This is a genomic window from Xenorhabdus littoralis (assembly GCF_033949345.1).
In the GTDB taxonomy this organism is placed as follows: Bacteria; Pseudomonadota; Gammaproteobacteria; order Enterobacterales; family Enterobacteriaceae; genus Xenorhabdus; species Xenorhabdus littoralis.
The window spans coordinates 34,100-58,020 of record NZ_VCDP01000067.1 but is presented as its reverse complement, the minus strand read 5'-3'; the positions used below and the strand labels follow the sequence as shown (position 1 = coordinate 58,020).

24 protein-coding genes are annotated in these 23,921 nt (G+C 42.8%); 13 read left to right on the top strand and 11 right to left on the bottom strand.

Features of this window, described 5'->3' with window-relative positions:
• The first annotated feature begins 185 nt into the window (after positions 1 to 185).
• Positions 186 to 536 (top strand): Grx4 family monothiol glutaredoxin, encoded by a 351-nt coding sequence (locus tag FE394_RS15810; RefSeq protein ID WP_319927349.1) that lies wholly within the window; start codon positions 186 to 188, stop codon positions 534 to 536.
• An 80-nt stretch (positions 537 to 616) separates the two neighbouring features.
• Here the strand turns inward: FE394_RS15810 and rnt are convergent, their stop codons facing one another.
• Together rnt and gloA are read right to left on the bottom strand one after the other, a co-directional pair.
• The gene (rnt, locus tag FE394_RS15805) at positions 617 to 1,285 is read right to left on the bottom strand and encodes a ribonuclease T (protein WP_319927322.1); all 669 of its coding nucleotides are present in this window, start codon (positions 1,283 to 1,285) and stop codon (positions 617 to 619) included.
• Positions 1,286 to 1,526: 241 nt separating this feature from the next.
• The gene (gene gloA / locus FE394_RS15800; protein WP_319927321.1) at positions 1,527 to 1,934 is read right to left on the bottom strand and encodes a lactoylglutathione lyase; all 408 of its coding nucleotides are present in this window, start codon (positions 1,932 to 1,934) and stop codon (positions 1,527 to 1,529) included.
• A gap of 328 nt (positions 1,935 to 2,262) precedes the next feature.
• On the opposite strand from gloA, the gene FE394_RS15795 reads away from it, so the two are divergent.
• Positions 2,263 to 2,502, top strand: a complete 240-nt coding sequence (locus tag FE394_RS15795; RefSeq protein ID WP_319927320.1) for a DUF1289 domain-containing protein — start codon at positions 2,263 to 2,265, stop codon at positions 2,500 to 2,502.
• A gap of 678 nt (positions 2,503 to 3,180) precedes the next feature.
• Positions 3,181 to 3,618 (top strand): transcriptional regulator SlyA, encoded by a 438-nt coding sequence (gene slyA / locus FE394_RS15790; RefSeq protein ID WP_319927319.1) that lies wholly within the window; start codon positions 3,181 to 3,183, stop codon positions 3,616 to 3,618.
• Between the two features lie 79 nt (positions 3,619 to 3,697).
• Here slyA and FE394_RS15785 read toward each other — a convergent pair whose 3' ends face one another.
• Entirely contained in the window at positions 3,698 to 4,171 is a 474-nt protein-coding gene (locus FE394_RS15785; RefSeq protein WP_319927348.1) for an outer membrane lipoprotein, read from the bottom strand.
• Between the two features lie 358 nt (positions 4,172 to 4,529).
• On the opposite strand from FE394_RS15785, the gene anmK reads away from it, so the two are divergent.
• The 4 genes from anmK (at position 4,530) to pdxY (ending at position 8,868) form a co-directional block, all read left to right on the top strand.
• Complete coding sequence (anmK, locus tag FE394_RS15780) at positions 4,530 to 5,639, top strand: anhydro-N-acetylmuramic acid kinase (protein WP_319927318.1); 1,110 nt, start codon at positions 4,530 to 4,532, stop codon at positions 5,637 to 5,639.
• 157 nt (positions 5,640 to 5,796) lie between these two features.
• The gene (pdxH, locus tag FE394_RS15775) at positions 5,797 to 6,450 is read left to right on the top strand and encodes a pyridoxamine 5'-phosphate oxidase (RefSeq protein ID WP_319927317.1); all 654 of its coding nucleotides are present in this window, start codon (positions 5,797 to 5,799) and stop codon (positions 6,448 to 6,450) included.
• A 184-nt stretch (positions 6,451 to 6,634) separates the two neighbouring features.
• A complete protein-coding gene (gene tyrS / locus FE394_RS15770; protein WP_319927316.1) occupies positions 6,635 to 7,906 on the top strand; it encodes a tyrosine--tRNA ligase in 1,272 nt (423 codons plus the stop codon).
• Between the two features lie 83 nt (positions 7,907 to 7,989).
• Complete coding sequence (gene pdxY / locus FE394_RS15765; protein WP_319927315.1) at positions 7,990 to 8,868, top strand: pyridoxal kinase PdxY; 879 nt, start codon at positions 7,990 to 7,992, stop codon at positions 8,866 to 8,868.
• 265 nt (positions 8,869 to 9,133) lie between these two features.
• On the opposite strand, the gene fabI is transcribed toward pdxY, so the two are convergent.
• The 7 genes from fabI to pspF all read right to left on the bottom strand — a co-directional run bounded on the left by fabI (position 9,134) and on the right by pspF (position 17,022).
• Complete coding sequence (fabI, locus tag FE394_RS15760) at positions 9,134 to 9,922, bottom strand: enoyl-ACP reductase FabI (RefSeq protein ID WP_319927314.1); 789 nt, start codon at positions 9,920 to 9,922, stop codon at positions 9,134 to 9,136.
• 256 nt (positions 9,923 to 10,178) lie between these two features.
• The gene (gene sapF / locus FE394_RS15755; protein WP_319927313.1) at positions 10,179 to 10,988 is read right to left on the bottom strand and encodes a putrescine export ABC transporter ATP-binding protein SapF; all 810 of its coding nucleotides are present in this window, start codon (positions 10,986 to 10,988) and stop codon (positions 10,179 to 10,181) included.
• Entirely contained in the window at positions 10,989 to 11,981 is a 993-nt protein-coding gene (gene sapD / locus FE394_RS15750; RefSeq protein ID WP_319927347.1) for a putrescine export ABC transporter ATP-binding protein SapD, read from the bottom strand.
• Positions 11,981 to 12,868 carry a putrescine export ABC transporter permease SapC gene (gene sapC, locus FE394_RS15745; RefSeq protein WP_319927312.1) on the bottom strand — a complete coding sequence of 296 codons (888 nt, stop codon included), beginning with the start codon at positions 12,866 to 12,868 and terminating at the stop codon, positions 11,981 to 11,983. Before sapC ends, sapD begins: the two co-directional genes overlap by 1 nt.
• Positions 12,855 to 13,820 (bottom strand): putrescine export ABC transporter permease SapB, encoded by a 966-nt coding sequence (gene sapB, locus FE394_RS15740; protein WP_319927311.1) that lies wholly within the window; start codon positions 13,818 to 13,820, stop codon positions 12,855 to 12,857. Before sapB ends, sapC begins: the two co-directional genes overlap by 14 nt.
• Entirely contained in the window at positions 13,817 to 15,589 is a 1,773-nt protein-coding gene (sapA, locus tag FE394_RS15735; protein ID WP_319927310.1) for an ABC transporter substrate-binding protein SapA, read from the bottom strand. The genes sapB and sapA overlap by 4 nt, the downstream gene beginning before the upstream one ends.
• A 413-nt stretch (positions 15,590 to 16,002) precedes the next feature.
• Complete coding sequence (gene pspF, locus FE394_RS15730; protein WP_319927309.1) at positions 16,003 to 17,022, bottom strand: phage shock protein operon transcriptional activator; 1,020 nt, start codon at positions 17,020 to 17,022, stop codon at positions 16,003 to 16,005.
• Between the two features lie 216 nt (positions 17,023 to 17,238).
• Here pspF and pspA point away from each other — a divergent pair, with 216 nt between their 5' ends.
• From pspA to tyrR, 6 genes are all read left to right on the top strand, one after another.
• Positions 17,239 to 17,910, top strand: a complete 672-nt coding sequence (gene pspA / locus FE394_RS15725) for a phage shock protein PspA (RefSeq protein ID WP_319927308.1) — start codon at positions 17,239 to 17,241, stop codon at positions 17,908 to 17,910.
• Positions 17,911 to 17,942: 32 nt separating this feature from the next.
• Positions 17,943 to 18,173, top strand: coding sequence for an envelope stress response membrane protein PspB (pspB, locus tag FE394_RS15720; protein ID WP_319927307.1), 231 nt, complete (start codon positions 17,943 to 17,945; stop codon positions 18,171 to 18,173).
• Complete coding sequence (gene pspC, locus FE394_RS15715; protein ID WP_319927306.1) at positions 18,173 to 18,541, top strand: envelope stress response membrane protein PspC; 369 nt, start codon at positions 18,173 to 18,175, stop codon at positions 18,539 to 18,541. Before pspB ends, pspC begins: the two co-directional genes overlap by 1 nt.
• 182 nt (positions 18,542 to 18,723) lie before the next feature.
• Positions 18,724 to 20,121, top strand: coding sequence for a YcjX family GTP-binding protein (locus FE394_RS15710; RefSeq protein ID WP_319927305.1), 1,398 nt, complete (start codon positions 18,724 to 18,726; stop codon positions 20,119 to 20,121).
• A complete protein-coding gene (locus FE394_RS15705) occupies positions 20,118 to 21,164 on the top strand; it encodes a YcjF family protein (protein ID WP_319927304.1) in 1,047 nt (348 codons plus the stop codon). Before FE394_RS15710 ends, FE394_RS15705 begins: the two co-directional genes overlap by 4 nt.
• A gap of 105 nt (positions 21,165 to 21,269) precedes the next feature.
• Positions 21,270 to 22,847: a transcriptional regulator TyrR gene (gene tyrR / locus FE394_RS15700; RefSeq protein WP_319927303.1), complete on the top strand. Its 1,578-nt coding sequence runs from the start codon at positions 21,270 to 21,272 to the stop codon at positions 22,845 to 22,847.
• 78 nt (positions 22,848 to 22,925) lie between these two features.
• Here the strand turns inward: tyrR and FE394_RS15695 are convergent, their stop codons facing one another.
• Positions 22,926 to 23,918, bottom strand: a complete 993-nt coding sequence (locus tag FE394_RS15695) for a serine/threonine protein kinase (RefSeq protein ID WP_319927302.1) — start codon at positions 23,916 to 23,918, stop codon at positions 22,926 to 22,928.
• Between the last annotated feature and the right edge of the window lie 3 nt (positions 23,919 to 23,921).

Here is a 23,921-nt window from a genome sequence, read left to right as displayed (position 1 = left end):
AGTTAGAATAAAAATATCTACTGATTATTTGTTGCGAATCATGGAAAAAAACTGCCGCAGAAAGTTCTCAGTAGAAAGGTTAGGGATGAAAGTGGTATTCTGAATAAATCTTTTCTGATCCGGATGAATGGCTTTTACAGTTTTAAGGAAGCAAAATGACAATGACTAATATGCAATCTAATGCAATGGCTGGTAACACAACAGAGGCGATCATTGAGAAAATTGAACGCCAGATCAAAGAAAACCCAATCCTGCTGTACATGAAAGGCTCTCCAAAATTACCAAATTGTGGTTTTTCCGCGCAGGCAGTTCAGGCTTTATCTGCTTGTGGTGAACGTTTTGCTTATGTAGATATCCTGCAAAATCCCGATATCCGGGCTGAATTACCTAAATATGCCAACTGGCCGACATTTCCTCAGCTTTGGATTGATGGTGAATTGGTTGGAGGATGTGACATTCTGGTTGAAATGTATCAGCGTGGTGAATTACAAGCGTTGATCAAAGAGACTGCTGACAAGTACAGAGCTGATGAATAAGAAAAAGTCACATAATTCACCTGATTGATGACTGTTTTCCGTAAGCCCCATACTTACAAATAAGTATGGGGTTTGATACTTCAGGACTCGTTGTCAGCAGAAGCAGCAGAAGCAATAGAAGGCAATGGCCAGCCACCGAGTCGCTTCCAGCGATTGACGAGTTCACAGAACAGCAGGGCAGTCCGGTCGGTATCGTAAAGTGCGCTATGTGCCTGATTACTATCAAACGGAATTTCCGCAGTAATACAAGCTTTGGCAAGAATGGTTTGACCAAGAACCAATCCGCTGAGTGCCGCTGTATCAAAAGTGGCGAACGGGTGGAATGGATTGCGTTTAAGACCGGAACGCTCAGCCGCCGCCAGAACAAAATTATGATCAAAACTGGCATTATGGGCGACTATAATAGCTCGGTTACAGTTAGTGTCTTTCATCCCCTTGCGGATCATTTTGAAAATAGCGTGCAATGCCGTGTATTCACTAACCGCTCCCCGCAGAGGATTGGTAGGATCAATTCCTGTGAATGCCAGAGCGGCAGGATCAAGATTGGCTCCTTCAAAAGGGTCAATATGGAAATGTAATGTATCAGCAGGCATCAGCCAGCCTTCTTCATCCATTTTTAACGTGATTGCCGCGATTTCAAGTAAAGCATCTGTACGTGCATTAAAACCACCGGTTTCGACATCAATGACAACGGGATAGTAACCGCGAAAGCGTCCACTCAACATGTTTTGATCGTTTTTATTAGACATCTGATTTTCAGTTCTTAACTTCAAGGATTCTGTTTTTAACTCTGGAATAGTGAGTATTATGACAAAAATTGGAGTCCCTTGCAGAAGTAATACATATACCCAATAGATTTCAGGCTGTAGCATAGTGGCAAGGGAACGAATCCCCAGAAACATAGCTAACTGTATGTTTATAAGCATGTAACTGGGGAAGTGAGTGCAGCCAACAAATCTGCAACTGATTTATATAGGTGGGTATAATAAATTAATTTCCTAATGCACTGCTGGCACTTGTGTTTTCAATGAGTTCAATCTTATAACCATCTGGATCTTCAACAAATGCAATAACAGTTGTTCCACCTTTGACTGGTCCGGCTTCACGAGTAACTTTACCTCCCGCGAGCTTGATGCGTTCACAGGTTGCAGCGACATCATCGACACCTAAGGCAATATGCCCAAATGCGGTTCCCATTTCGTAGTTTTCAACATCCCAATTGTAGGTCAGTTCAATAACTGCACCCTGACTTTCATCGCTATAACCAACAAAAGCCAGAGAATATTTATACTCCGGGTTTTCACTGGTGCGAAGTAAACGCATACCCATCACTTGAGTATAGAAATCAATTGAGCGTTGCATGTTGCCAACACGGATCATAGTATGGAGTAAACGCATAATTACCTCTTGAATTTTATAGTCTTATTAAAATAGTCTCGTCGCGGAGTAAAAACAGTGCCTTATCGCGAACTTTGCTCATTAAGAACCCATCTCATTAAGCTATTCAAACTGCCTGCAACAATAAACGCCTACTGGGACAGGCTCTGACTGCCAATGCCTTTAACTATAACTTGTATAGATAAAATAATTCAATTTGTCCTTTCATCTATTTTGTTTCAAATGGTTATTATTTAATTTTTAATTAATATATCTGAAGCTTATACTACTGGATAAGAAAGCTTCCTCATGAGGAAGAGTTTGATAAATCTGAGGGCAGGAGGATTAGATGGCTGAACAATTAGAATTTTTTGCTATTCCAAACCCTTGTCGAGGGATTTGTGAATCTGATTCCCGTGGTTTTTGCCGAGGGTGTTATCGGAGCAGGGAAGAACGATTTATGTGGATAAAATTATCGGATAGTGAAAAAAGGAAGATATTTAGGTTATGTCGCAATAGATATCTAAGATTATTAAAATCAAAAGAAGGTTCTGGAAATAATATATCAGATCAGCCCGAATTATTTTAATTTTATTCTGAATTGATCAAAAAATAACACTTATATGAGTAATGGTTTAGGATTACCTTAAAAACAAAAAATATTTCCATTAATAAATGATATATTACATATATTATGTTGTATTTATTTGACATAAGTCGAATTAAATATCCTGTCTTATTGGCTGATTCAACCATTTCAGTAAAAATTTCTTATCAAATAATTATTTATTGAGCAATAAAAGAGCTAATTTGTTATCTTATTGTTTTTTATATTGTTTGATCTATCATTGACTCTATCTGTAAGAGAAAAATGATATTAATGTAAAAATATATAGATTAGTATTTGGATGGCGGTTATTCTTATAGAACTTTAACCGAGTGGAAATGTATATATTTTTGAAGGTTTGTGTTTTTTTTGTTGATATTTAAAAGTATAATAGTTTAATCGAGGTATTATTTTATACAGTTTATACCGTTGGTGGATTAATGCGCGATTTTATTCGATGCGCTGTAAAACTTCGCCCTTTAGGGTGACGAAGATGTCAACTTTGAATAACAAGCCAACGTGACACTAATTAGTTTATTGCGAAATTTCTGACTCTGTTAATGCAAGCATAATATAGAGTGCTTGTCCATTATTCATATGAATAAACTGATTGGATAATTCATTGATGTTATATGAGTCTCTAATTATAAGGAGGGGTAATTGGAATTGACATTGGGATCAGACCTTGCACGTTTAGTCCGTGTTTGGCGCGCTTTAATTGATCATCGTTTAAAACCGTTGAAATTAACACAGACGCATTGGGTTACTCTATACAATATTAGTCAGCTGCCACCAGAGCAGTCGCAGATACAGCTTGCGAAAGCTATTGGTATTGAGCAACCATCTTTGGTGAGAACTCTGGATCAATTAGAAGAAAAGAAACTGATTACACGTCACACATGTGTCAATGACCGGCGTGCAAAAAGAATTAAATTAACCGGAGAGTCGGAAACTTTTATCAGAGAAGTGGATAGTGTTATTGGTTCGACAAGGAAAGAGATACTTGAGGGAATTACTCATGATGAGTTAATTCTACTTGCTTCTGTAATAAAAAAAATCGAAAAAAACATTAACCAATTACATAAACAGGTAATATAAAAATTAATTGATAACAAGAAAATCGCGGTCCAGATACTGGTAAACCGCGATTTTTTTATTCTTGTGTTATTTAAGCATTTCAGAGTGGTGATACAGTCAGCGAATTTCCGCTATCGGCGATCTTGACGCGCTGGCCTCTGCTAAACCCGACGCGATCCAATTTTTGTACGACGATTATATTTTTTCCACTGTCCGTACGGATTTCTAACTCAACACCTTTAGTTTGATCTATCGCACCTTCGATTCCTTGACCAGCCATTCCTCCAGCGATAGCACCTGCGGCTGTAGCAAGTCGTTGACCCGTACCACCACCGACCGTATTACCTAGCAGCCCCCCTAAAACGGCTCCACCAATGAGTCCCAACATATTGGGATCACCAGCTTCGTTACCTTTTATAGTGACGGGACGAACAGACAGGATAGTGCCATAAGTCACAGCCTGAGCTTGCTTGGCTTGACCAATAGAATAAGTATCACTAGAAAGCGCTCCCATGTCTGCACAACCAGATAATGTGGTTACTACAACTGCACCAACCAGGAAACGTTTGAACATAGTCACTCCTAATTTTAATGCCCGATAGGGGCGCTTGATAATAAACCGATAACCAAGCATTAAGCTACTATTGTTGTTAGCAGCAGAGCTATTAATCTTAGCAGTAGAGCCAATAAATTTGCCAGCCACTAATGACACATATCAACATATATAATAATTGATGACAATGGACCAGAAAGGAATAATCCCTAACCAAAAGCTTAGCATGTTTTGTGAAGGGCTTTCCAAAACTCAGATTTTATCTCTGATAATGATCATTAAACATATATAGTCCAAATAGATGTGCTTTATAGTTTGTTCAAGATCAAATGTAATCCAATCGCTAAATGTAATCCATTCTTTAAATAGGGGAATATTTATGAAGTCAGGGCGTTATATTGGTGTGATGTCTGGTACCAGTATGGATGGAGTTGATGTTATTTTGGCGGAAATTAGTGATAAAGCTGTTGTTCAGCAAGTAAGTTATAACCATCCTTTTCCGCAGGAACTTAAACAAAAATTGCTTTCCATCTGTCAGGGCCAACAGACGACATTATCAATGGTGGGAAGATTTGATTACGAACTCGGTACTCTTTTTGCGGAAGCAGTACAAGGATTAATGGATAAAGCAGGGCTGACCGCAAGTGATATTACGGCAATCGGGTGTCATGGGCAGACTGTATGGCACGAACCCGACGGTGAAAAACCTTTTACCATGCAAATTGGTGACAATAACCGTGTTGCAGCACTTACCGATATTACAACAGTAGGTGATTTCAGACGACGTGATATGGCGTATGGTGGTCAGGGAGCACCTTTGGTTCCTGCATTCCATATGGCTGTACTGGGAGAGCCAACGGAAAGGCGTATTATTCTGAATATTGGTGGTATAGCAAATATCTCCGCCCTTTTGCCTGATTCGGCTGTTAAGGGATATGATACCGGGCCTGGTAACATGCTGATGGATGCCTGGACGTGGCGCCATCAGCAACTGCCTTATGACAAAGACGCATTGTGGGCCAGTGAAGGAACGGTCAATCAATCTTTACTTCAAAAAATGCTTTCTGATCCTTATTTCGCACGAACTGCACCAAAAAGTACCGGACGTGAATATTTTAATATGGCATGGCTGGAAAAACAGTTGGCTGATTTTTCTGATCTTGCACCAGTGGATGTTCAGGCAACGTTGGTTGAATTAACTTCTGTAAGTATTGTTAATCAAGTCATGTTGAGTGGTGGGTGTGATCGCCTTCTGGTCTGTGGTGGTGGAGCACGAAACCCACTTGTGATGAGTCGTCTATCTACCTTATTACCGGGCACTGAAGTTGCTACAACAGACAAATACGGATTAAGTGGTGATGATATGGAAGCACTGGCATTTGCTTGGTTGGCATTCAGAACCATGTCTGGACTATCTGGTAATTTGCCATCAGTCACAGGCGCGGACAGAGAAACGATCTTAGGGGCGATTTATCCTGTAGTTAGATGAAATTAGATGTAGTTATATAATCATCATTTGTATCCAATGGATTTCGGGTTGCCGCCGACAAAGCAGCAAATTAAAAGATGAAGGATATAGCCGCTAATAGTGACCTGGCCGATAACAATGATATGCTAATACTCATTAAAAAAATCGAGAGTTAGAAATGTCAGAACATAATGAAACAGCTATTGCAGAACTACGCCGCGAATATATACGTGGCGGATTAAGGCGCAAAGATCTTACGAAAGAACCGATTGAACTTTTTGAGCATTGGTTTAAACAGGCTTGTGAAGCCAAACTCAGCGATCCAACCGCAATGTGTATTGCTACGGTAGACGAACATGGTCAGCCTTACCAGCGTATTGTGCTATTAAAACATTTTGACGCTCGCAGCCTGATTTTTTATACCAACCTTGGCAGTAGAAAGGCGAAACACTTGGCTCAGAATAACCGGATCAGCCTTCATTTCCCATGGTATCAACTCGAGCGGCAGGTCAATTTTCTCGGTAAGGCTGAAAAATTATCTCCAACTGAAGTAGTCAAATATTTCCATAGTCGTCCGAGAGACAGTCAAATTGCAGCTTGGGCTTCTCAGCAATCTTCGCGGATTTCTGCCAGAGGCATTTTGGAAGGGAAATTTTTGGAATTGAAACAAAAATTCCAGAATGGTGAGGTTCCTTTGCCAAGTTTCTGGGGGGGATTTAAAGTCGAATTTGATTCGGTGGAATTTTGGCAGGGAGGAGCCAATCGTCTTCATGATCGTTTTTTGTATCGGCGTGAAGGTGATGAATGGCATGTTGATCGTCTGGCTCCTTAACAGTACTAATAACCATTTTTAATACTGGCACTTATATTACTGGCGTTTTATGCTATAGCACGTAATTTATAACGAGATACTTATACCCAATAGATTTGGGGTTGCCGCCAACAAAGCGGCAACTTGAAAGGCAAAGGGTATATATAGATATATAGGCAAAGTATACAAACTGATGGAGTCATTGATGTCTAGCAATAACCTGATTAAACAACTGCAAGAGCGGGGCCTTGTTGCCCAAGTAACGGATGAAGAGGCGTTAGCTGAGAGACTGGCGCAAGGTCCGGTTTCTCTCTATTGTGGCTTCGATCCTACCGCTGATAGCTTGCATTTGGGCCATCTGGTTCCCTTGCTGTGTTTAAAACGATTCCAACTTGCTGGGCACAAGCCTGTTGCGTTGGTCGGTGGTGCGACAGGTTTGATTGGCGATCCAAGCTTTAAAGCAACTGAACGCAAATTAAACACAGAAGATACAGTTAAAGAGTGGGTTGAGAAAATTCGCAAGCAGGTTTCACCATTCCTCAGTTTTGATGGTGAAAATGGCGCGGAGCTGGCCAACAATTATGAGTGGTTTGGTGAAATGGATGTGCTGACTTTCCTGCGTGATATCGGTAAGCATTTCTCCGTTAACCAGATGATTAACAAAGAAGCTGTAAAACAACGTTTGAACCGTGATGATGTTGGTATCTCTTACACAGAATTTTCTTATAACCTGTTACAGTCATATGACTTTGCTAACCTGAATGGTAAATACGGTGTTGAATTGCAGATCGGGGGTTCAGATCAGTGGGGCAACATTACTTCAGGTATTGATTTGACTCGTCGTCTACACCAGAAACAAGTATTTGGTATAACAGTGCCACTGATCACCAAATCAGATGGAACTAAATTCGGTAAGACTGAAGGTGGCGCTGTTTGGTTGGACCCAAAGAAAACCAGCCCATACAAATTCTACCAGTTCTGGATTAACACAGCAGATTCCGATGTTTACCGTTTCTTGAAATTTTTCACCTTCATGAGTATTGAAGAAATCAATGCGCTGGAAGAAGAAGATAAGAATAGTGGTAAAGCTCCACGCGCCCAATACGTATTGGCAGAGCAGGTGACAGGTATGGTGCATGGGGAAGCAGGTCTGACTGCTGCGAAACGCATCACTGAAAGTTTATTCTCCGGAGTTGTATCTGACCTGACCGAAGATGATCTTGCGCAATTGGCACAAGATGGTATGCCAGCGATTGAACTTGAAAAAGGGGCTGATTTACAACAGGCACTGGTCACTGCTGAGTTTGTTCCTTCCCGCGGGCAGGCGCGAACCATGATCAGTTCTAATGCGGTCTCCATCAATGGTGAAAAACAATCTGAGCCAATGTATGTGTTTGCGGATGGTGATCGTTTGTTTGAGCGTTATACTTTATTACGTCGTGGTAAAAAACATTATTGCCTTATCAACTGGAAATAATCCATAAAGGTGTTAATAAGGGCAACAGAAATGTTGCCCTTAATGTATTCATGAATCTTAAAAATAATAAACCAGGTCTTATCATGAAAAACATTCTTTCAATTCAGTCTCATGTTGTCTTTGGTCATGCAGGAAATAGTGCGTCGGTTTTTCCAATGTGTCGTATGGGGGTGAACGTATGGCCACTAAATACGGTGCAATTTTCTAACCACACTCAATATCCTCAATGGCGTGGCTGTGTGATGTCCCCAGAACATTTGGCGGAAATCGTGCTGGGGATTGGGGAAATTAATAAATTAGCGTCCTGTAATGCAGTGTTGAGTGGCTATATTGGTTCTGCTGAACAGGGTAATTATATCCTTGATATCGTGAAACAGGTTAAGCAAGCTAACCCCGATGCTTGGTATTTCTGTGATCCTGTCATGGGACATCCGGAAAAAGGGTGTATTGTCGCATCAGGTGTTGCTGAATTCTTGAGTGAGAAAGCATTACCTGTCAGTGACATTCTTGCGCCTAATTTACTGGAGCTTGAAACACTGAGTATGCGAAAAATCGAAAATGTAGAACAAGCCGTATCCGCTGCCCGTGAATTATGTGAGAAAGGCCCTAAAATCGTGTTAGTTAAACATCTGAGTCGCGCGGGCTATCGAGAAGATTGCTTTGAAATGCTTCTGGTGACTAAAGAGCATAGTTGGCATATCAGTCGTCCATTGATTGATACCGGGGAGCGTCAACCTGTTGGTATTGGTGATTTAACCAGTGGTTTGTTCCTTGTCAATTTATTGAAAAGCCCATCTTTGACAAATCTTGCACTGCAATCTGCGTTAGAGCATATTACAGCCGCCGTTTATGAGGTTATGCTGGAAACGCAAAAGAGTGAGGCGTTTGAATTACAGCTTGTTGCTGCTCAAGATAAGATGGTTAATCCAGAACATCAATTTCATGCGGTACAAATAGACTGACTCTGAGATTTGCAGTGAAGCCATGCTTCCGGTAACTCGTGATTATATTAACTGATATGTTCTGAATAAATATGCTCACTAAGTCACTGTACCGGAAGCAGTTACAGCCAGATTTAAATTATTCCTTCCGCTTTTAAAACAGGTCGATGTCTGGGAGAGTCAAGGCGAAATTGATGTTGGGAACCGAGAATTGGAAATTAGAAAAAAGGACAACCCCCAACCATAATCTTTATGGCTGGGGTTGTCTCAATATATCAATGAGTTATTACTTCAGTTCCAACTCATTCATGGCAGCGATGCTGAAACCACCGTCAACGTGCAGAATTTCACCTGTAACACCACCAGCCAGATCAGAACACAGGAATGCAGCTGAATTACCAACATCTTCTGTTGTTACAGTACGGCGAATAGGTGTGACTGCCTCACAGTGAGCCAGCATCTTACGGAAATCCTTGATACCGGATGCAGCCAGAGTACGAATCGGGCCAGCAGAGATACCGTTGACACGGATGCCTTCAGGACCCATTGCATTTGCCATATAACGCACGTTCGCTTCCAGAGAGGCTTTCGCCAGACCCATTACGTTGTAGTTAGGGATCGCACGTTCTGCCCCCAGATAGCTCAGAGTGAGCAGGGCAGAATTAGGATTCAGCATGCCACGGCAAGATTTTGCCATCGCAACGAAACTGTATGCGCTGATATCATGTGCAATTTTGAAGCCTTCACGACTGACAGCATTAACATAGTCACCATCAAGTTGATCGGCTGGCGCATAACCGATGGAGTGAACGAATCCGTCAAATTTAGGCCATACTTTGCTTAACTCGGCGAACAATGCATCAATGCTTTCATCTTCAGCCACATCACATGGCAGAACGATATTTGAATTCAGTGATGCAGCGAATTCTTCAACACGAGGTTTCAATTTGTCATTTTGGTAGGTAAAAGCCAACTCAGCACCTTGTTCGTGCATTGCTTTGGCAATTCCATAAGCGATAGACAATTTGCTGGCGACGCCAGTAATGAGAATGCGCTTGCCGGTCATGAAACCCATAGCAGTATCCTTATTGTTCTTTGTGAACGAAATAGTTCTTTGTGGTCAAACACTAACAGTCATAAGTAACAAAAAATAATATACCCAATACGACGGCAGTGTTTATTTTTAATAAACAGGGGACAATTCTATCATGCCGGAGAGAAATGTGGTGAGTTTCCCTCGCTGTTCCGATCAGTGGATAGAATACACCCAACTATAATTAAAATATTGTGGAATCCGCCGTAAACCTTCGCTCAGTACGGGCGGAGAGCCGTCACACGATATCCTGTCGCCAAGCTTCCGCAGTCAGTGCTTCACCGAAATGGCTGGCTATCAATTTGCGCGTAATATCATGAAGTGGAGAAGCCAGTACTTCTGCTGTATTACCTCGCTCAACAACTTCCCCCTGATGCATCACCAGCACCTGATCACTGATATGTTTCATCATTCCCAGATGTTGGGTTACATAGATATACGAAATACCGTGCTCTTCCTGTAGCTCCAGCATCAAATTAATGATTTGCGAACGAATGGACATATCAAGAGAAGCCAATGCTTCGTCTGCGACAATGATTTGTGGTTGTAATATCAATGCTCGCGCCAGAGCCACGCGTTGTTTTTGTCCCGAGGCGAGCATGTGCGGATAATGGTTAGCATGATCCGGTAATAAACCAACTTGACGTAATGTCTGATGAATTCGTTTCTCCCGTTTGGAAGGGGACAGTTCCGTATTCAGGATTAACGGCATATCCAGAATCTGACCAATACGCTGACGAGGATTTAATGAAGTGCTCGGATCTTGGAAAATCATGCGGATGCGTTGACTACGATAGCTATAATCTCCATAAGCCATCTTATTGCCATTAATCATGATTTCACCCGAAGTCGGTTCAATAACTCCTGATAGCATTCTTGCCAGTGTGGACTTTCCTGAGCCATTTGCACCAATGATGGCCAGCGTTTTTTTAGGCTGTAAAGTGAAGCTCACAGGCTTTACGGCATCAAGATGAAAATGACGAAAAAGCTCTGTTCGGTAGCGAAATGTTTTCGTCAGATTTTTGACTTCCAATAATGTCTCAACCACTTACGATTCCTCAATATTCAAGGGGAAATGGCAGGCGAATGCATGATTCTTAATCACCCGTAACCGAGGGGTTTCAATACAGGTTTTCTGGGCGTAAGGGCAACGCGGTCCCAAACGGCAACCTATCGGTAGATGTTCCAGTGATGGAATGGCACCGGGCAGCGTATTTAACCGACTTTTATGTGGCAGTGGGCTACCAAAATCAGGAATTGAACGGATCAGCGCTTGCGTATAGGGATGATAAGGCCTTACCAGCAATTCATCAGGCGTAGCACTTTCCACGGTTTGGCCGCAATAGAGCATATTAATGCGTTTAACCAGCTTACTCATCATCTGTATGTCATGGCTGATTAGTAGGATGGTCATGTTGTTGTTCTGATTTAAGCTCGACAGCAAGCGGAATATCTGCGCCTGAGTCGTTGGCTCCATTGCATTGGTCGGTTCATCGGCAATCAACAGTCGTGGCTGATTGGCAAGGGCAATAGCAATCATCACTTTCTGACATTCACCCTCCGTTAACTCGTAAGGATAACAGCGCATGATATCATTGTGATCTTTGATGCCAACACGATGAAGTAATTCAATCGCCCGGCGTTTTCGCCAATTAAATCTCTGCCACCAACGGCCTTTGAATGTCCAGCCCGGGATAGACTGGATAAGCTGCTTACCAACATTTTCTGATGGATCGAGACATGACTGTGGTTCCTGAAAAATCATTGAGATATTGTGACCAATCACTTTACGGCGTTCTCTTGGCGTCAGGCGCAATAAATCAATGTCATTAAAGCGAAAACGGTCTGCGGTTACGTTCAGATTATCTTTTGTTACACCACATATTGCTTTGGCAATCAAACTTTTACCGGAGCCTGATTCGCCAGCCAGCCCAAGTATTTCACCTTCTGTCAGTGAAATACTCATCCGCTCAACGGCTTTGACGGGGCCTTCTGCCGTCATGAACTCAATGGTAAGGTTTCGAATATCGAGCAATGGCATCATTCGACTCCTGCGTTAATGGCACGGTGGAGACCGTCACCCAATAAGTTTACCAGTAGGACACTAAGCATAATTGCAGCTCCCGGTAACATGACGGTCCATGGTGCAGCATAGATCAATTCCAATGAATCTCCCAACATGGCTCCCCATTCAGGTGATGGTAATTGCGCACCAAGATCGAGAAAGCCTAATGCAGCAATATCAAGGATAGCGATGGAGAGCGCGCGGGTTAACTCGCTGACGATAACCGCAGTGATATTAGGTAAAACGGCATAACGCAAAATATGATAATTTGAAGCACCATCAAGGCGTGCCGCAATAATATATTCTTTATCCAATTCATCATGTACAGCCGTATAAATGGTGCGCACTATTCTTGGCAGCAACGCCAGCCAGACCGCAATCATAGCATGTTGCAGACTGGCACCAACGAAAGCAACGACAATCATAGCCAACAGCAGTGATGGAATAGAGAGCAAAGTATCAAGAATATGATTGAGAATCGCGGACTTAAAACCGTGGGTTATTCCGGCAAGGCTACCGATGATTAATCCGACAATGGCCGCCGCAGCGGTGACAACCAATGCAGATCCGAATGTGGACGATGTGCCAATCAACAGACGGCTGAAGATATCACGCCCGAGATCGTCTGTTCCAAGGAAGAAAGCGACATTACCGTGGTGGGACCATGAAGGAGGCATAAGTTGATCCAAAAATTGCTGATCAAGCCGGTATGGGGCGAGATAGTTTCCCAGTAAGCTCAATGCAATTAAAATCAGTACGCCATAAAAGCCAGTCATTGCCAATATGTCAGAATAGAAAAATCGCCAGATAACTTTCAGTGGCGAAGGCATTTTCTTTTCCCGGTAAAAGTTATCTAAGGGCATACCATTCCTTATGCTTCAGGGGGGTAGCCATCGCCCCAATAATATCTGTCAGCACATTAACAAAGATAACCAATGTTCCCACCACCATGACGCCAGCAGAGATAGCGGCATAATCTTGTTGGCGAATAGCGCTGATGAGCCAACGCCCTAAACCGGGCCAGTTAAACACTTGTTCTGTTACCATAGCCAGCGTAAGCATGGTTGAAAATTGCAATCCCAGTTTGGGAATAATGGGTGGCAAAGCATTATGCAACAGATGGCGACGGATGATGGTCAGCCGCGATAATCCCCGTGTTGCTGCCGATTTAATATAGTTCGCGGCAGATACTTCCTCGGCACTATTACGCATCAAACGAATGACTTCGGTCATGGGAGCAACAGCCAGAGTAATAACAGGCAGAACCATATGTAAAATTACGCTCATGATCATTTCATTGCGATAAGGCGCCTTTGACAGCCAGGCGTCAATCAGTGCCGAACCCGTGACCGGCTCCATCCGGTAAAGTAAATCAAATCGCCCCGAAACCGGCAGCCATCCCAAGTAAAGTGAAAAGAGGAGGGTCAATAGTAGGGCCAGCCAAAAGACCGGGATGGAAAAACCGAATAGAGCGAATGTGCTGATAAAGATATCTACTTTTTTGTTACGCCAGACACCCGCGATAATCCCAAGAGGTATCCCGATAAGCAACGCGATGGAAAAAGAGAGAATACAGAGTTCCATAGTGGCAGGGAGAACTTCATACAATTGATCAATAATCCGTATGCCATTAATGTTGGAAACACCAAAATCCCATTGAAGCAGGCTACGAAAATAGAATACATAAGCATCTATCAATGATGCACCACTCAAAGGGCCATTAGGTGTAAAGTACATCAGGCTGAAACTGATTAATGAAAGAAAAAACAGCGTCACAACCAGAAGCAGCAAACGACGCAGGATATAAATAATCATTTGCTTTCCTTTTTATTTTCAGCAGGAGCAGACGTTTCCTGTTCGCGATACACATTGCCAAAAGAGCTGTTGCCAAATGGACTTAAAACCAATCCCTTAATGTTATAACGAAATATCTGTAAGCGCATTGAATAAGCTAATGGTAGTACAGGTAATTGTTGCGCGAGAATTTCTTGTGCAACCTGATAATTTTTGATGCGTGATGCAAGCTGCTGATTTAATAAAGCCTGATGAAGTGCATCATCAAAATCCGGATCACACCACCGGCTCAGATTCGTTTGGGATGCGATGGCGGCGCAGCTCAGTAATGGACGGAAAAAACTGTCTGGATCGTTACTGTCAGTGGACCAGCCTGCCAAAGTCATATCGTGGGTTTTGTCCATCAATTTATTTTCCTGAAAACGGCCTTCAACAGGACGAATGGACATCTTAATCCCGACTTGAGCCAAATCGGCTTGAATGAGTTCAGCCATTTTCAGGGGACTTGGGTTATAGGACTGTGACGCAGTCGGAACCCATAGTGTTAATTCCAGTCCGTTTAATCCCAATTTGTTTAACATAGCGCGGGATTTTTCAGGATTGTATTCGGTGATTTCGGCTCGATTATCATACGCCCATGATGCACGGGGTAAAATAGATGCTGCGGTTTCCGCGGTGCCATAATAAATGGATTTCATCAGGCGCTGGTTATTGATGGCATAAGCAATTGCCTGACGAACTTCCAGTTTATTCAATGGTGGTTTGCTGGTATTAAATGCAAGGTACGCAATATTCATGCCTGAACGCAGGGCCTGACGCAGGTTTGGATCATCATGCAGGATATTCCACTGGTTGGCATCGGGATAAGCCAATACATCGCATTCACCTGTAAGCAGTTTTGATATTCTGCCTGTACCACCTGCGCCAGTATCTATAACGACCTGTTCCATGGGGGATTTGCCTTTCCAATATTTATCGTGGCGAACAAGACGGATAAATTGCTCCACCCGATAATCTTCCAGCATGAAAGGACCTGTACCAACGGGTTTCCAGTCTATTTGTGCCTGCCGATTCATTTGATGTAATTTTTCAGCATACTCCTGGGACAGTATAGGCGCATAGTGTGTTGCCAGATGCCAGATAAAGGAAGCATCGGGGGATTTAAGGCGAAATTCGACGGTATACTTATCAATTTTTCGAATGTCCTGGACTGAATCACCAAATTGCAAACTATCAAAATAGGGATAGTGCCCGCCATTGACATCATGATAGTAGTGCGTTTTAACAAGGACACGACGGAAGCTGAAAATCACATCATCCGCGTTCATGGTGCGGGTCGGTGTAAACCAATCTGTCGTTTGGAAAGTAACATTATGGCGCAGGTAAAATCGATAAGTTGCTCCGTTGTCCCGGACTTCCCAGTTAGAAGCCAGTTCAGGAATCAAACGATAGGTAAGGGGATCAACCCCCAGCAGACGATTATAAATTTGTGCGGCAAGGGTATCCACGGTCAGCCCACTGATCGCCATTTGTGGATTAAATGTATTCAGGTTGCCATTAACGCAATAAATAAAGCCATTCTGACGTAAATCGGTCGAAAGATGAGACAGATTTTCCGATGCACCGTTAAGTTTCGATTCAGGAACCGCCCTAAGAGACTCAGGGGTCGCTGCCTTAATAGTTTCCGGAGTAGTCTTAATAATTTTTGGAATCGGTTTGGGAATAGTATCCTCAGCCCCCAGAGCAGGGGTTGATAGCAATAATATGATCAAGTAAATCAAATTTCGCATATAAAACTTCAGTCATAAAAAAGAGTCCGGCTATTGTAACTTAATTGGCGCTTTTTGCTCAAAAACTACGATCAGATCACGGCAATGAGAAAAGTTCTCAATAAAACGCTTTACAAATACTATTGATAAACATTATCATTTGCATCGTGCTCTCAGAGAGACTCCTTGCGATACTTTCTTGCAAGATTTATTTGCAATAAGAAGTAAGTCATCTTTCGGAAAAGGCACGACATTGCTCACATTGCTTCCAGTATTTTTTTATTAGCCGGCTCGGGTGCCGGCTATTTTTTTATCCTTTTAGCTTTTGAACTATGCCCAGAACTATTCCCAGAACTATTCCCAGAACTATTCCCAGAACTATGCTCAAAGCTATGCCCACCAAACCTACCTGATTTCAAAGAGCTGCTTTTATATCAATCAGTAATATGGTGTTTTTTGATTAACCCACGTAGCTGGTGGTAAGTCAGATTGAGCTTTTCAGCGGCTTTTTTTTGATTGAATTGACTGTCTGCCAACGCCTGTATAATCAGAAGCCGTTCACTATGATTCTGCCACTGCCTTAAATCGAGAGGCAATTGAGGGAGTGAATAATCCGTGATTTCACCATTCGTGGATGGCTTAGTGGATGGCGGAATAGAGGGAGATGAAATGGTTCGTTGTGAGGGAGAAAACGGATTGATAATAATAGTATTTAATTCATTTTCATTATCGCCGTGACGATAAATGGAACGCTCTATCACATTTTTTAACTCACGAACGTTGCCGGGCCAATGATAAGAGAGTAATTGTTGTTTGGCATCATCGGTAAATCCGGGGAAGAATGGCAGGTTCAATTCACGACACATTTGGATCGCAAAATTCTGTGCCAGTAACATAATATCTTGTTGCCGTTGGCGTAATGGGGGGATTTGAACCACATCAAATGCAAGTCTGTCGAGCAAATCAGCCCTGAACCTGCCGCTAGCGGCCATTGCGGGTAAATCTTCATTGGTTGCACAAATCAGGCGTACATCTACCTGTAATGATTGGTTACCGCCTACACGTTCCAAATGACCATATTCAATGACGCGGAGTAACTTCTCCTGTACCTGCATGGGGGCAGTGGCCAGTTCATCAAGAAACAGCGTCCCGCCATCCGCCCGTTCAAAGCGCCCTTGATGCTTTGAATGAGCACCTGTAAAGGAACCTGCCTCGTGACCAAACAGCTCTGAATCAAGCAGATTTTCATTGAGCGCAGCACAGTTCAGAGAAATGAAGGGGCCTTGCCAACGTGGAGAAAGATAGTGCAAACGACGGGCGATGAGTTCCTTTCCCGTTCCCCGCTCTCCCAGAACTAAAGCAGGTTTGTTTAACTTTGCCAGTGCAGAGACTTGTTCCAGAATTTCAATAAAACAGTTGGCTTCACCTAATAGGTTATCAATGAACTCAGACATGGTATTTTTCACCAATAGTTGGTCAATTTAACTACGTTAACTTATTATGATAAAAAGTTAAAGAAAAATTATTTAAGTAATTTCAATCGGATAAGTAAGATATAAAAGTTGGCACGCATCTTGTATTTAATTAAATGTCTCACCGTGTATCTTGTATCCGTTTTAACAGTACACAGGCATAACGTACATACATTCTAATGAAAGAGGTTTATAACTATGGGTATTTTTTCTCGCTTTGCTGATATCGTGAACGCCAACATCTCTTCTCTGCTGGATAAAGCTGAAGATCCACAGAAAATGGTTCGTTTGATGATTCAGGAAATGGAAGACACGTTGGTAGAAATTCGCTCAACCTCAGCCCGCACACTGGCAGAGAAAAAACAGCTTCAGCGCCGTATCAGCATGGGTGAAAGCCAGATTGATGGCTGGCAGGAAAAAGCCGAGCTGGCACTGAGTAAAGACAAAGAAGATTTAGCCCGTGCGGCGTTGATTGAAAAACAAAAAGTGAGTAGTTTGATTGAAACGTTAAAAAATGAACTGTCTATTCTGAATGAAACCCTTGAGCGTATTAAAGGTGAAGTCACCGAACTGGAAAACAAATTAATAGAAGCACGTTCAAGACAACAGTCATTGACCTTGCGCCATCAGGCGACGGCATCTTCCCGCGAAGTACGTCGTCAGCTGGACAGCGGTAAAATAGATGAAGCAATGGCGCGCTTCGAACAGTTTGAGCGCAGGATAGATCACATGGAAGCGGAGGCAGAATCCGTCGGGCTGGGTAAACAAAAGTCACTCGAACAGCAATTTGCAGAATTGAAAGCAGATGATGAAATCAGTGCACAACTTGAGGCTTTGAAAGCTAAAATGAGTAGCAAAGATCCACAATGATGACATCTGTCATGTACAACTAAGGAAAGATAATGGGCTATTTATTATTTCTTTTGATTCCGCTGACCATTTTTGTGCTGTTTGTCTTACCAATCTGGCTGTGGCTACATTATAACAACCAGAACGTAAACCGAGGTCAGTTAGGGAGCAATGAAATTCAGCGTTTAGAGCAATTGACAGAGAACGCACGGCGTATGCAGGAACGGATTAAAACGCTGGAAGATATCCTTGATGCAGAACATCCGAACTGGAGACAGTCATAATGTCGAATACATACCGCCGGAAACTGTACCGTATGCCAGAACAAGGAATGGTGAAAGGGGTTTGTGCCGGGCTGGCAGACTATTTTAACGTGCCTGTTCCGCTTATCCGCACCATCACGGTATTATCGCTGTTCTTTGGATTATTTGGCATAACGGTATTGGCTTATATTATCTTGACCTTTGTCATGGATCCCGCACCTGCGGGATATCTGTCAGAGGAAAAAAATAGAGAGCCATCAGCATCAGCACAGAAAATGCTGGATGAAGTAGACTATCAATTGAGAGCGGGGGAAACCCGTCTGCGTCAGATGGAGCGTTATATTACTTCTGATACTTACAGTGTGCGCAGCCGTTTTCGCAACCTCTAGAGAGTCGATAACGTGAAGTCATAAATTTAATACGCTAAATTTGATAATTCTAAATTTGATAATTCTAAATTTGATAAATAGAAAAATGAAATCTGGCCAGTGACAGTGGGAATAATGTTAATCATTATGCTGGTGTTACAGGCCGGGTTAAACCGAGCTACGGTGTCCCATTTAGGAGAAACATGAAACGATTGCAAAACGAATTGACAGCCCTTGTTAATCGTGGAATGGATCGCCATTTGCGACTGGCGGTAACAGGATTGAGTCGCAGTGGAAAAACCGCATTTATTACCTCTTTAGTGAATCAATTACTTCATGTCCACAGCGGAGCCAGATTACCACTGTTTTCTGCTGTGCGTGATGGGCGATTGCTGGGAGTAAAGAGAGTCCCGCAACGAGATTTTGGTGTTCCCCGATTTTCTTATGATGAGAACATCGCAGCATTACACGATACCCCACCTTATTGGCCGATACCGACACGCGGTGTAAGTGAAATTCGCTTGGCGTTGCGTTATCGCTCTGAAGATTCTCTACTTCGTTATATTAAAGAAACCTCGACTCTTTATTTGGAGATAGTCGATTATCCGGGAGAATGGTTGCTGGATTTGCCCATGCTGGAACAAAATTATCTGGCGTGGTCACGACATATGAATGGATTGCTTAAAGGCGCAAGAGCCAATTTGGCCAAACCGTGGCTGGAATTATGTAAACAGTGTGATCCGTTAGCCCCAGCCGATGAAAACTTACTTGCCAGAATCGCTCAGGCTTACACCGATTATTTACATCAGTGTAAACAGCAAGGATTACATTTTATCCAACCCGGCCGTTTTATATTACCGGGTGATTTAGCCGGAGCACCGGCATTGCAATTTTTCCCCTGGCCGGATATTGACAGGGTCGGAGAGCTGCAATTAGCAAAAGCGGACAAACGTACTAATCTCGGCATGTTGCGGGAACGTTTTGCCTACTATTGTGAGCATATTGTCAAAGGATTCTATAAAGAGTATTTTCTTCGCTTTGATAGGCAAATTGTGTTGGTGGATTGTTTGCAGCCATTGAACAGTGGCCCACAGGCATTTAACGATATGCGACTCGCCTTGACGCAGCTTATGCAAAGCTTCCATTATGGGAAACGTACCCTGTTCCGCCGTTTATTCTCACCTTGTATTGATAAATTAATGTTTGCGGCCAGTAAAGCTGATCATATTACGGTGGATCAACACGCCAATCTTGTTTCCCTTTTACAGCAATTAGTACAGGAAGCGTGGCAAAACGCGGCTTTTGAAGGGATAAACATGGATTGTGTAGGGCTTGCATCTGTTCAGGCAACAGAAAGTGGCGTTGTACTCCATGATGGTGAAAAAACCCCTGCCATTAAGGGGCATCGTCTGTCAGATGATAAATTACTGACATTCTTTCCCGGTGAAGTGCCGCAACGTTTGCCGAATAATGAGTTTTGGCAGAAACAAGGATTTAATTTTGAATCATTCCGGCCAAGACAAGTCAATGTCGATACACCGTTACCCCATATTCGCATGGATAGTGCGATGGAATTTCTACTGGGAGACAAATTAACATGACCGATCCTTTAAAGCCGAGAATTGATTTTGACGATCTTGCACAAACATCGTCAGAGCCGTTATTGCGATCGAAAAAAGATTTTAATGGACAAGAGAAGGCATTCTATCCAGTCCAGCCAGAACTGGAAGCGGAAGATCAAGAAAGTGAATTTGAAGGCGCATTGAATGCAGCACTGAAACCAAAGCGTAGCTTTTGGCGAAAAATTTTTTCCGGCGCAGTGTTATTGTTAGGTGTCAGTGTCATTGCACAATTCGTGCAGTGGATTTACCAATCGTGGCAGCAAAACAATTGGATTGCACTGGGCGTCGCTGCTGCGGGTAGTATGATTATTTTTGCGGCAATAGGCGCGATGATAAGGGAGTGGCGACGCCTCTATCACTTACGTCTGCGTACAGAAGAACGCGATATAGCGAAGAACTTATTACAAAGCCACGGCATCGGCAAGGGACGTCAATTTTGTGAAAAATTGGCAGAACAAGCGGGAATAGGGCAACAGCATCCGGCGTTACAGCGTTGGCAGACGGCTGTTAATGAAACTCATAATGATCGTGAAATCGTTATGTTATACAGCAAACTGGTTCAGCCTGTTCTGGATGCACAGGCTAAAAAAGAGATCGGTCGCTCTGCGGCGGAATCTGCCCTGATGATTGCGGTCAGTCCGTTGGCTATTGTGGATATGGCTTTTATTGCCTGGCGCAATATTCGTCTTATTAACCGTATTGCGGCACTGTATGGAATTGAATTAGGTTATTTCAGCCGTATTCGCTTGTTTCGGTTAGTGTTGCTAAATATCGCCTTTGCTGGGGCTTCAGAATTAGTGAGAGAAGTGGGGATGGACTGGTTGTCACAAGACATTGCTGCCCGGCTTTCGGCTCGCGCCGCACAGGGAATTGGAGCCGGATTACTTACAGCACGTCTGGGCATCAAAGCAATGGAACTGTGTCGTCCTTTGCCGTGGATAGAAGGTGATAAACCGAAACTGGGTGATTTTCGCCATCAGTTATTGACTCAGCTTAAAAGTACATTTGTCACTTCTGCTTGACATCTTACTTTATTGTAAACTTTTGCTGACAAGGGCTTCATCTATTGCACTGTAACGGGTAACATTTCAGCCAGTTATGAACATCGTGTAAATAAGGTCAGAATAATGCGATTGGAAGTTACTTGTCAGGATCGGATTGGGTTAACTCGAGAGTTACTTGATTTACTGGTTTTACGAAATATTGACCTGAAAGGAATAGAAATTTCTCCTACACGTCGTATTTACCTTAATTTTACTCAAATTGATTTCAACACATTTCGTTTATTGATGGCGGAAATCCGTCGCATTAACGGTGTGATTGATGTCCGGACAGTTGCCTTTATGCCATCAGAGAAAGAGCATAGGGCAATGTGGACACTGCTGGAATCGGTTCCTGAGCCTATTTTTTCTATTGATATGAAAGGCAGTATCGAGCTGGCTAATCAGGCTGCTCTGGCACTGTTTAGTCTCTGTAAAGATAAGGTCAGTCAAAAAAACATTGGTCATCTGATTAGTAATTACAATTTCCTGCGCTGGCTTGAAAGTGAAACGCATCAATCTCATTCGGCACATTTAGCCGTTGAAGGACGGGATTATGTGATGGATATAATTCCTATGCAGTTAACGGATGAAAATCAGGTTGTTAGATGTGTGGGTGCCGTGATTATGCTGCGTTCAGCGGGAAATTCGGCTTCGCAACAGAAAAAATTAATTGTCAATGATAATGGTGCTTTTGAACCAATCGTGGCTGCCAGCCCTAAAATGGCTCAGCTCGTTGAGCAGGCGCGTAAAATGGCGATGCTTGATGCTCCTTTACTGCTTATCGGTGAGACAGGAACAGGAAAAGATGAATTTGCCAAAGCCTGCCATCTTCGAAGTGCAAGGGGAACTCAGCCGTTTCTTGGTCTGAATTGTGCTTCCCTGCCAGACGATGTTGTAGAAAGTGAATTATTTGGTTATGCGGCGGGAGCCTATCCTAACGCCCTGGAAGGGAAAAAAGGATTTTTTGAACAAGCTAATGGCGGTACGGTTTTATTAGATGAAATCGGAGAAATGTCCCCGCAGATGCAGATCAAATTGCTTCGTTTCTTGAATGACGGAACATTCCGCCGTGTTGGTGAAGATAATGAAGTTAAAGTGAATGTCCGGATTATCTGTGCGACTCAGAAGAACTTGGTTGAGTTGGTACAAAAAGGAGAATTCCGTGAGGATCTCTACTATCGGTTGAATGTCTTAACCATCACATTACCTCCTTTACGGGAGCGTCAGGCGGACATTATGCCACTGACAGATTACTTTGTGACGCGTTTTGCAGAAGAACAAGGTTTGGAGAAGCCTAAATTTTCTCATGACTTAGCACAATTCTTGTGTGCTTATCATTGGCCTGGGAATGTGAGACAACTGCGCAATGCCATCTATCATGCATTAACTCAGCTTGAAAGTAACAAATTATGTCCACAGGATATTCAGTTACCGGCGTTAGAGACAGAGATGGCATTTAATGAAGATGTCCTTGTGGGATCTTTGGATGACATCAGTAAGCGGTTCGAGCGCTCTGTATTGACACGCCTCTACCGCCATTATCCGAGCACACGGAAACTTGCAAAACGACTGGGTGTTTCTCACACAGCCATTGCCAATAAATTACGTGAATATGGCCTGAGTGGTAAGAAACACTCAGTTGAACTTGAAGCTGATGAATAACATGAACATGATGAATAGATTGAAAAAATCTATTCATCATTGATTATTGATCATTCATTTATCACGCGTTACTTGAACCTACAGAAGGCGTGTAGGGGTCAATATATCTGATAGAGCGCCAGAACCAGATAATGTCAGGGATGGAGATGATTCTCCGGTGGATGATTCCATCAGAGTTATTAATTCGGAAATGCTCATTGGACGTTCCGAAGGCTGAAGAGCCAGAGTACAGTCAATGGCGTGTAAAAATGAGAATGAATAACCCTCAGGGCGAAGTTTGACCAAGGATTGGTAGTTATCTTCAATATTACGCACAATGCTGACCGGGGGAGGGCAGCCTGTAATCAGGGTGTAGAGAGTTGCCCCCAGAGCATAAATATCTGTCCACGCTCCTTGCTGATCTTCTTCTTCATTGTTGGTGTAGTGCTCGATTGGCGTAAAGCCCGGTCTTATAGTGACTTCAAACTCATCCGATAATCGGTCAGTTATTTTCCTTGTTGAACTGAAATCAAACAGGATGGGTACGCCATCTTCCTGAATCAAAATAGTATCCGGTGAGATATCACAGTGTAGATAACCCGCCTGATGGAGTGTGTTGATTGCATCAAGTAAAGGATACAAGATATTGCAGATCCAGCGTTGATTGATCATTTTTGGCTGTACTGCCTGCAATGTTTTTAACGTCATACCATCATAAAAAGGCGTTGCAATATACGCCGTATGGTTGTTTTGCCATAAGCGGAGAAAAAATGGCAGGCATGGATGATGGAAATAACTCATAACATGGGCTTCTTGTATAAAACGTGTCAGCCCGGTTTGATATCTTTTTTGGAAACTCCCTTTACGTAGTTTGAGTTCTAAGTCTTGCTCCCGTTTTACCAGAAAAGAGGGGATGTATTCTTTGATAGCAATCATGCAATTCAGTCGATGATCCCAAGCACGATATACAATACCAAGTTCGTCTTTATTAATGATTTTTTCGATTTCAAACTCATTAAAACAGTACCCGATCGGCAATGCATAAAGGGGAGAGTGATTATAATTACAATGGTTATTATTAGATTTTGACATGGT

Excerpts from the sequence above, each read along its gene's own strand:
- pdxH (WP_319927317.1), top strand. The coding sequence starts at position 5,797 with ATGTCAGAACATAATGAAACAGCTATTGCAGAACTACGCCGCGAATAT.
- gloA (WP_319927321.1), bottom strand. The coding sequence starts at position 1,934 with ATGCGTTTACTCCATACTATGATCCGTGTTGGCAACATGCAACGCTCA.
- sapD (WP_319927347.1), bottom strand. The coding sequence starts at position 11,981 with ATGCCATTGCTCGATATTCGAAACCTTACCATTGAGTTCATGACGGCA.
- FE394_RS15785 (WP_319927348.1), bottom strand. The coding sequence starts at position 4,171 with ATGTTCAAACGTTTCCTGGTTGGTGCAGTTGTAGTAACCACATTATCT.
- tyrS (WP_319927316.1), top strand. The coding sequence starts at position 6,635 with ATGTCTAGCAATAACCTGATTAAACAACTGCAAGAGCGGGGCCTTGTT.
- pspC (WP_319927306.1), top strand. The coding sequence starts at position 18,173 with ATGTCGAATACATACCGCCGGAAACTGTACCGTATGCCAGAACAAGGA.
- pdxY (WP_319927315.1), top strand. The coding sequence starts at position 7,990 with ATGAAAAACATTCTTTCAATTCAGTCTCATGTTGTCTTTGGTCATGCA.
- anmK (WP_319927318.1), top strand. The coding sequence starts at position 4,530 with ATGAAGTCAGGGCGTTATATTGGTGTGATGTCTGGTACCAGTATGGAT.
- pspB (WP_319927307.1), top strand. The coding sequence starts at position 17,943 with ATGGGCTATTTATTATTTCTTTTGATTCCGCTGACCATTTTTGTGCTG.
- FE394_RS15710 (WP_319927305.1), top strand. The coding sequence starts at position 18,724 with ATGAAACGATTGCAAAACGAATTGACAGCCCTTGTTAATCGTGGAATG.
- pspF (WP_319927309.1), bottom strand. The coding sequence starts at position 17,022 with ATGTCTGAGTTCATTGATAACCTATTAGGTGAAGCCAACTGTTTTATT.
- FE394_RS15705 (WP_319927304.1), top strand. The coding sequence starts at position 20,118 with ATGACCGATCCTTTAAAGCCGAGAATTGATTTTGACGATCTTGCACAA.
- sapB (WP_319927311.1), bottom strand. The coding sequence starts at position 13,820 with ATGATTATTTATATCCTGCGTCGTTTGCTGCTTCTGGTTGTGACGCTG.
- pspA (WP_319927308.1), top strand. The coding sequence starts at position 17,239 with ATGGGTATTTTTTCTCGCTTTGCTGATATCGTGAACGCCAACATCTCT.
- sapA (WP_319927310.1), bottom strand. The coding sequence starts at position 15,589 with ATGCGAAATTTGATTTACTTGATCATATTATTGCTATCAACCCCTGCT.
- sapC (WP_319927312.1), bottom strand. The coding sequence starts at position 12,868 with ATGCCCTTAGATAACTTTTACCGGGAAAAGAAAATGCCTTCGCCACTG.
- FE394_RS15695 (WP_319927302.1), bottom strand. The coding sequence starts at position 23,918 with ATGTCAAAATCTAATAATAACCATTGTAATTATAATCACTCTCCCCTT.
- fabI (WP_319927314.1), bottom strand. The coding sequence starts at position 9,922 with ATGGGTTTCATGACCGGCAAGCGCATTCTCATTACTGGCGTCGCCAGC.
- tyrR (WP_319927303.1), top strand. The coding sequence starts at position 21,270 with ATGCGATTGGAAGTTACTTGTCAGGATCGGATTGGGTTAACTCGAGAG.
- FE394_RS15810 (WP_319927349.1), top strand. The coding sequence starts at position 186 with ATGGCTGGTAACACAACAGAGGCGATCATTGAGAAAATTGAACGCCAG.
- FE394_RS15795 (WP_319927320.1), top strand. The coding sequence starts at position 2,263 with ATGGCTGAACAATTAGAATTTTTTGCTATTCCAAACCCTTGTCGAGGG.
- rnt (WP_319927322.1), bottom strand. The coding sequence starts at position 1,285 with ATGTCTAATAAAAACGATCAAAACATGTTGAGTGGACGCTTTCGCGGT.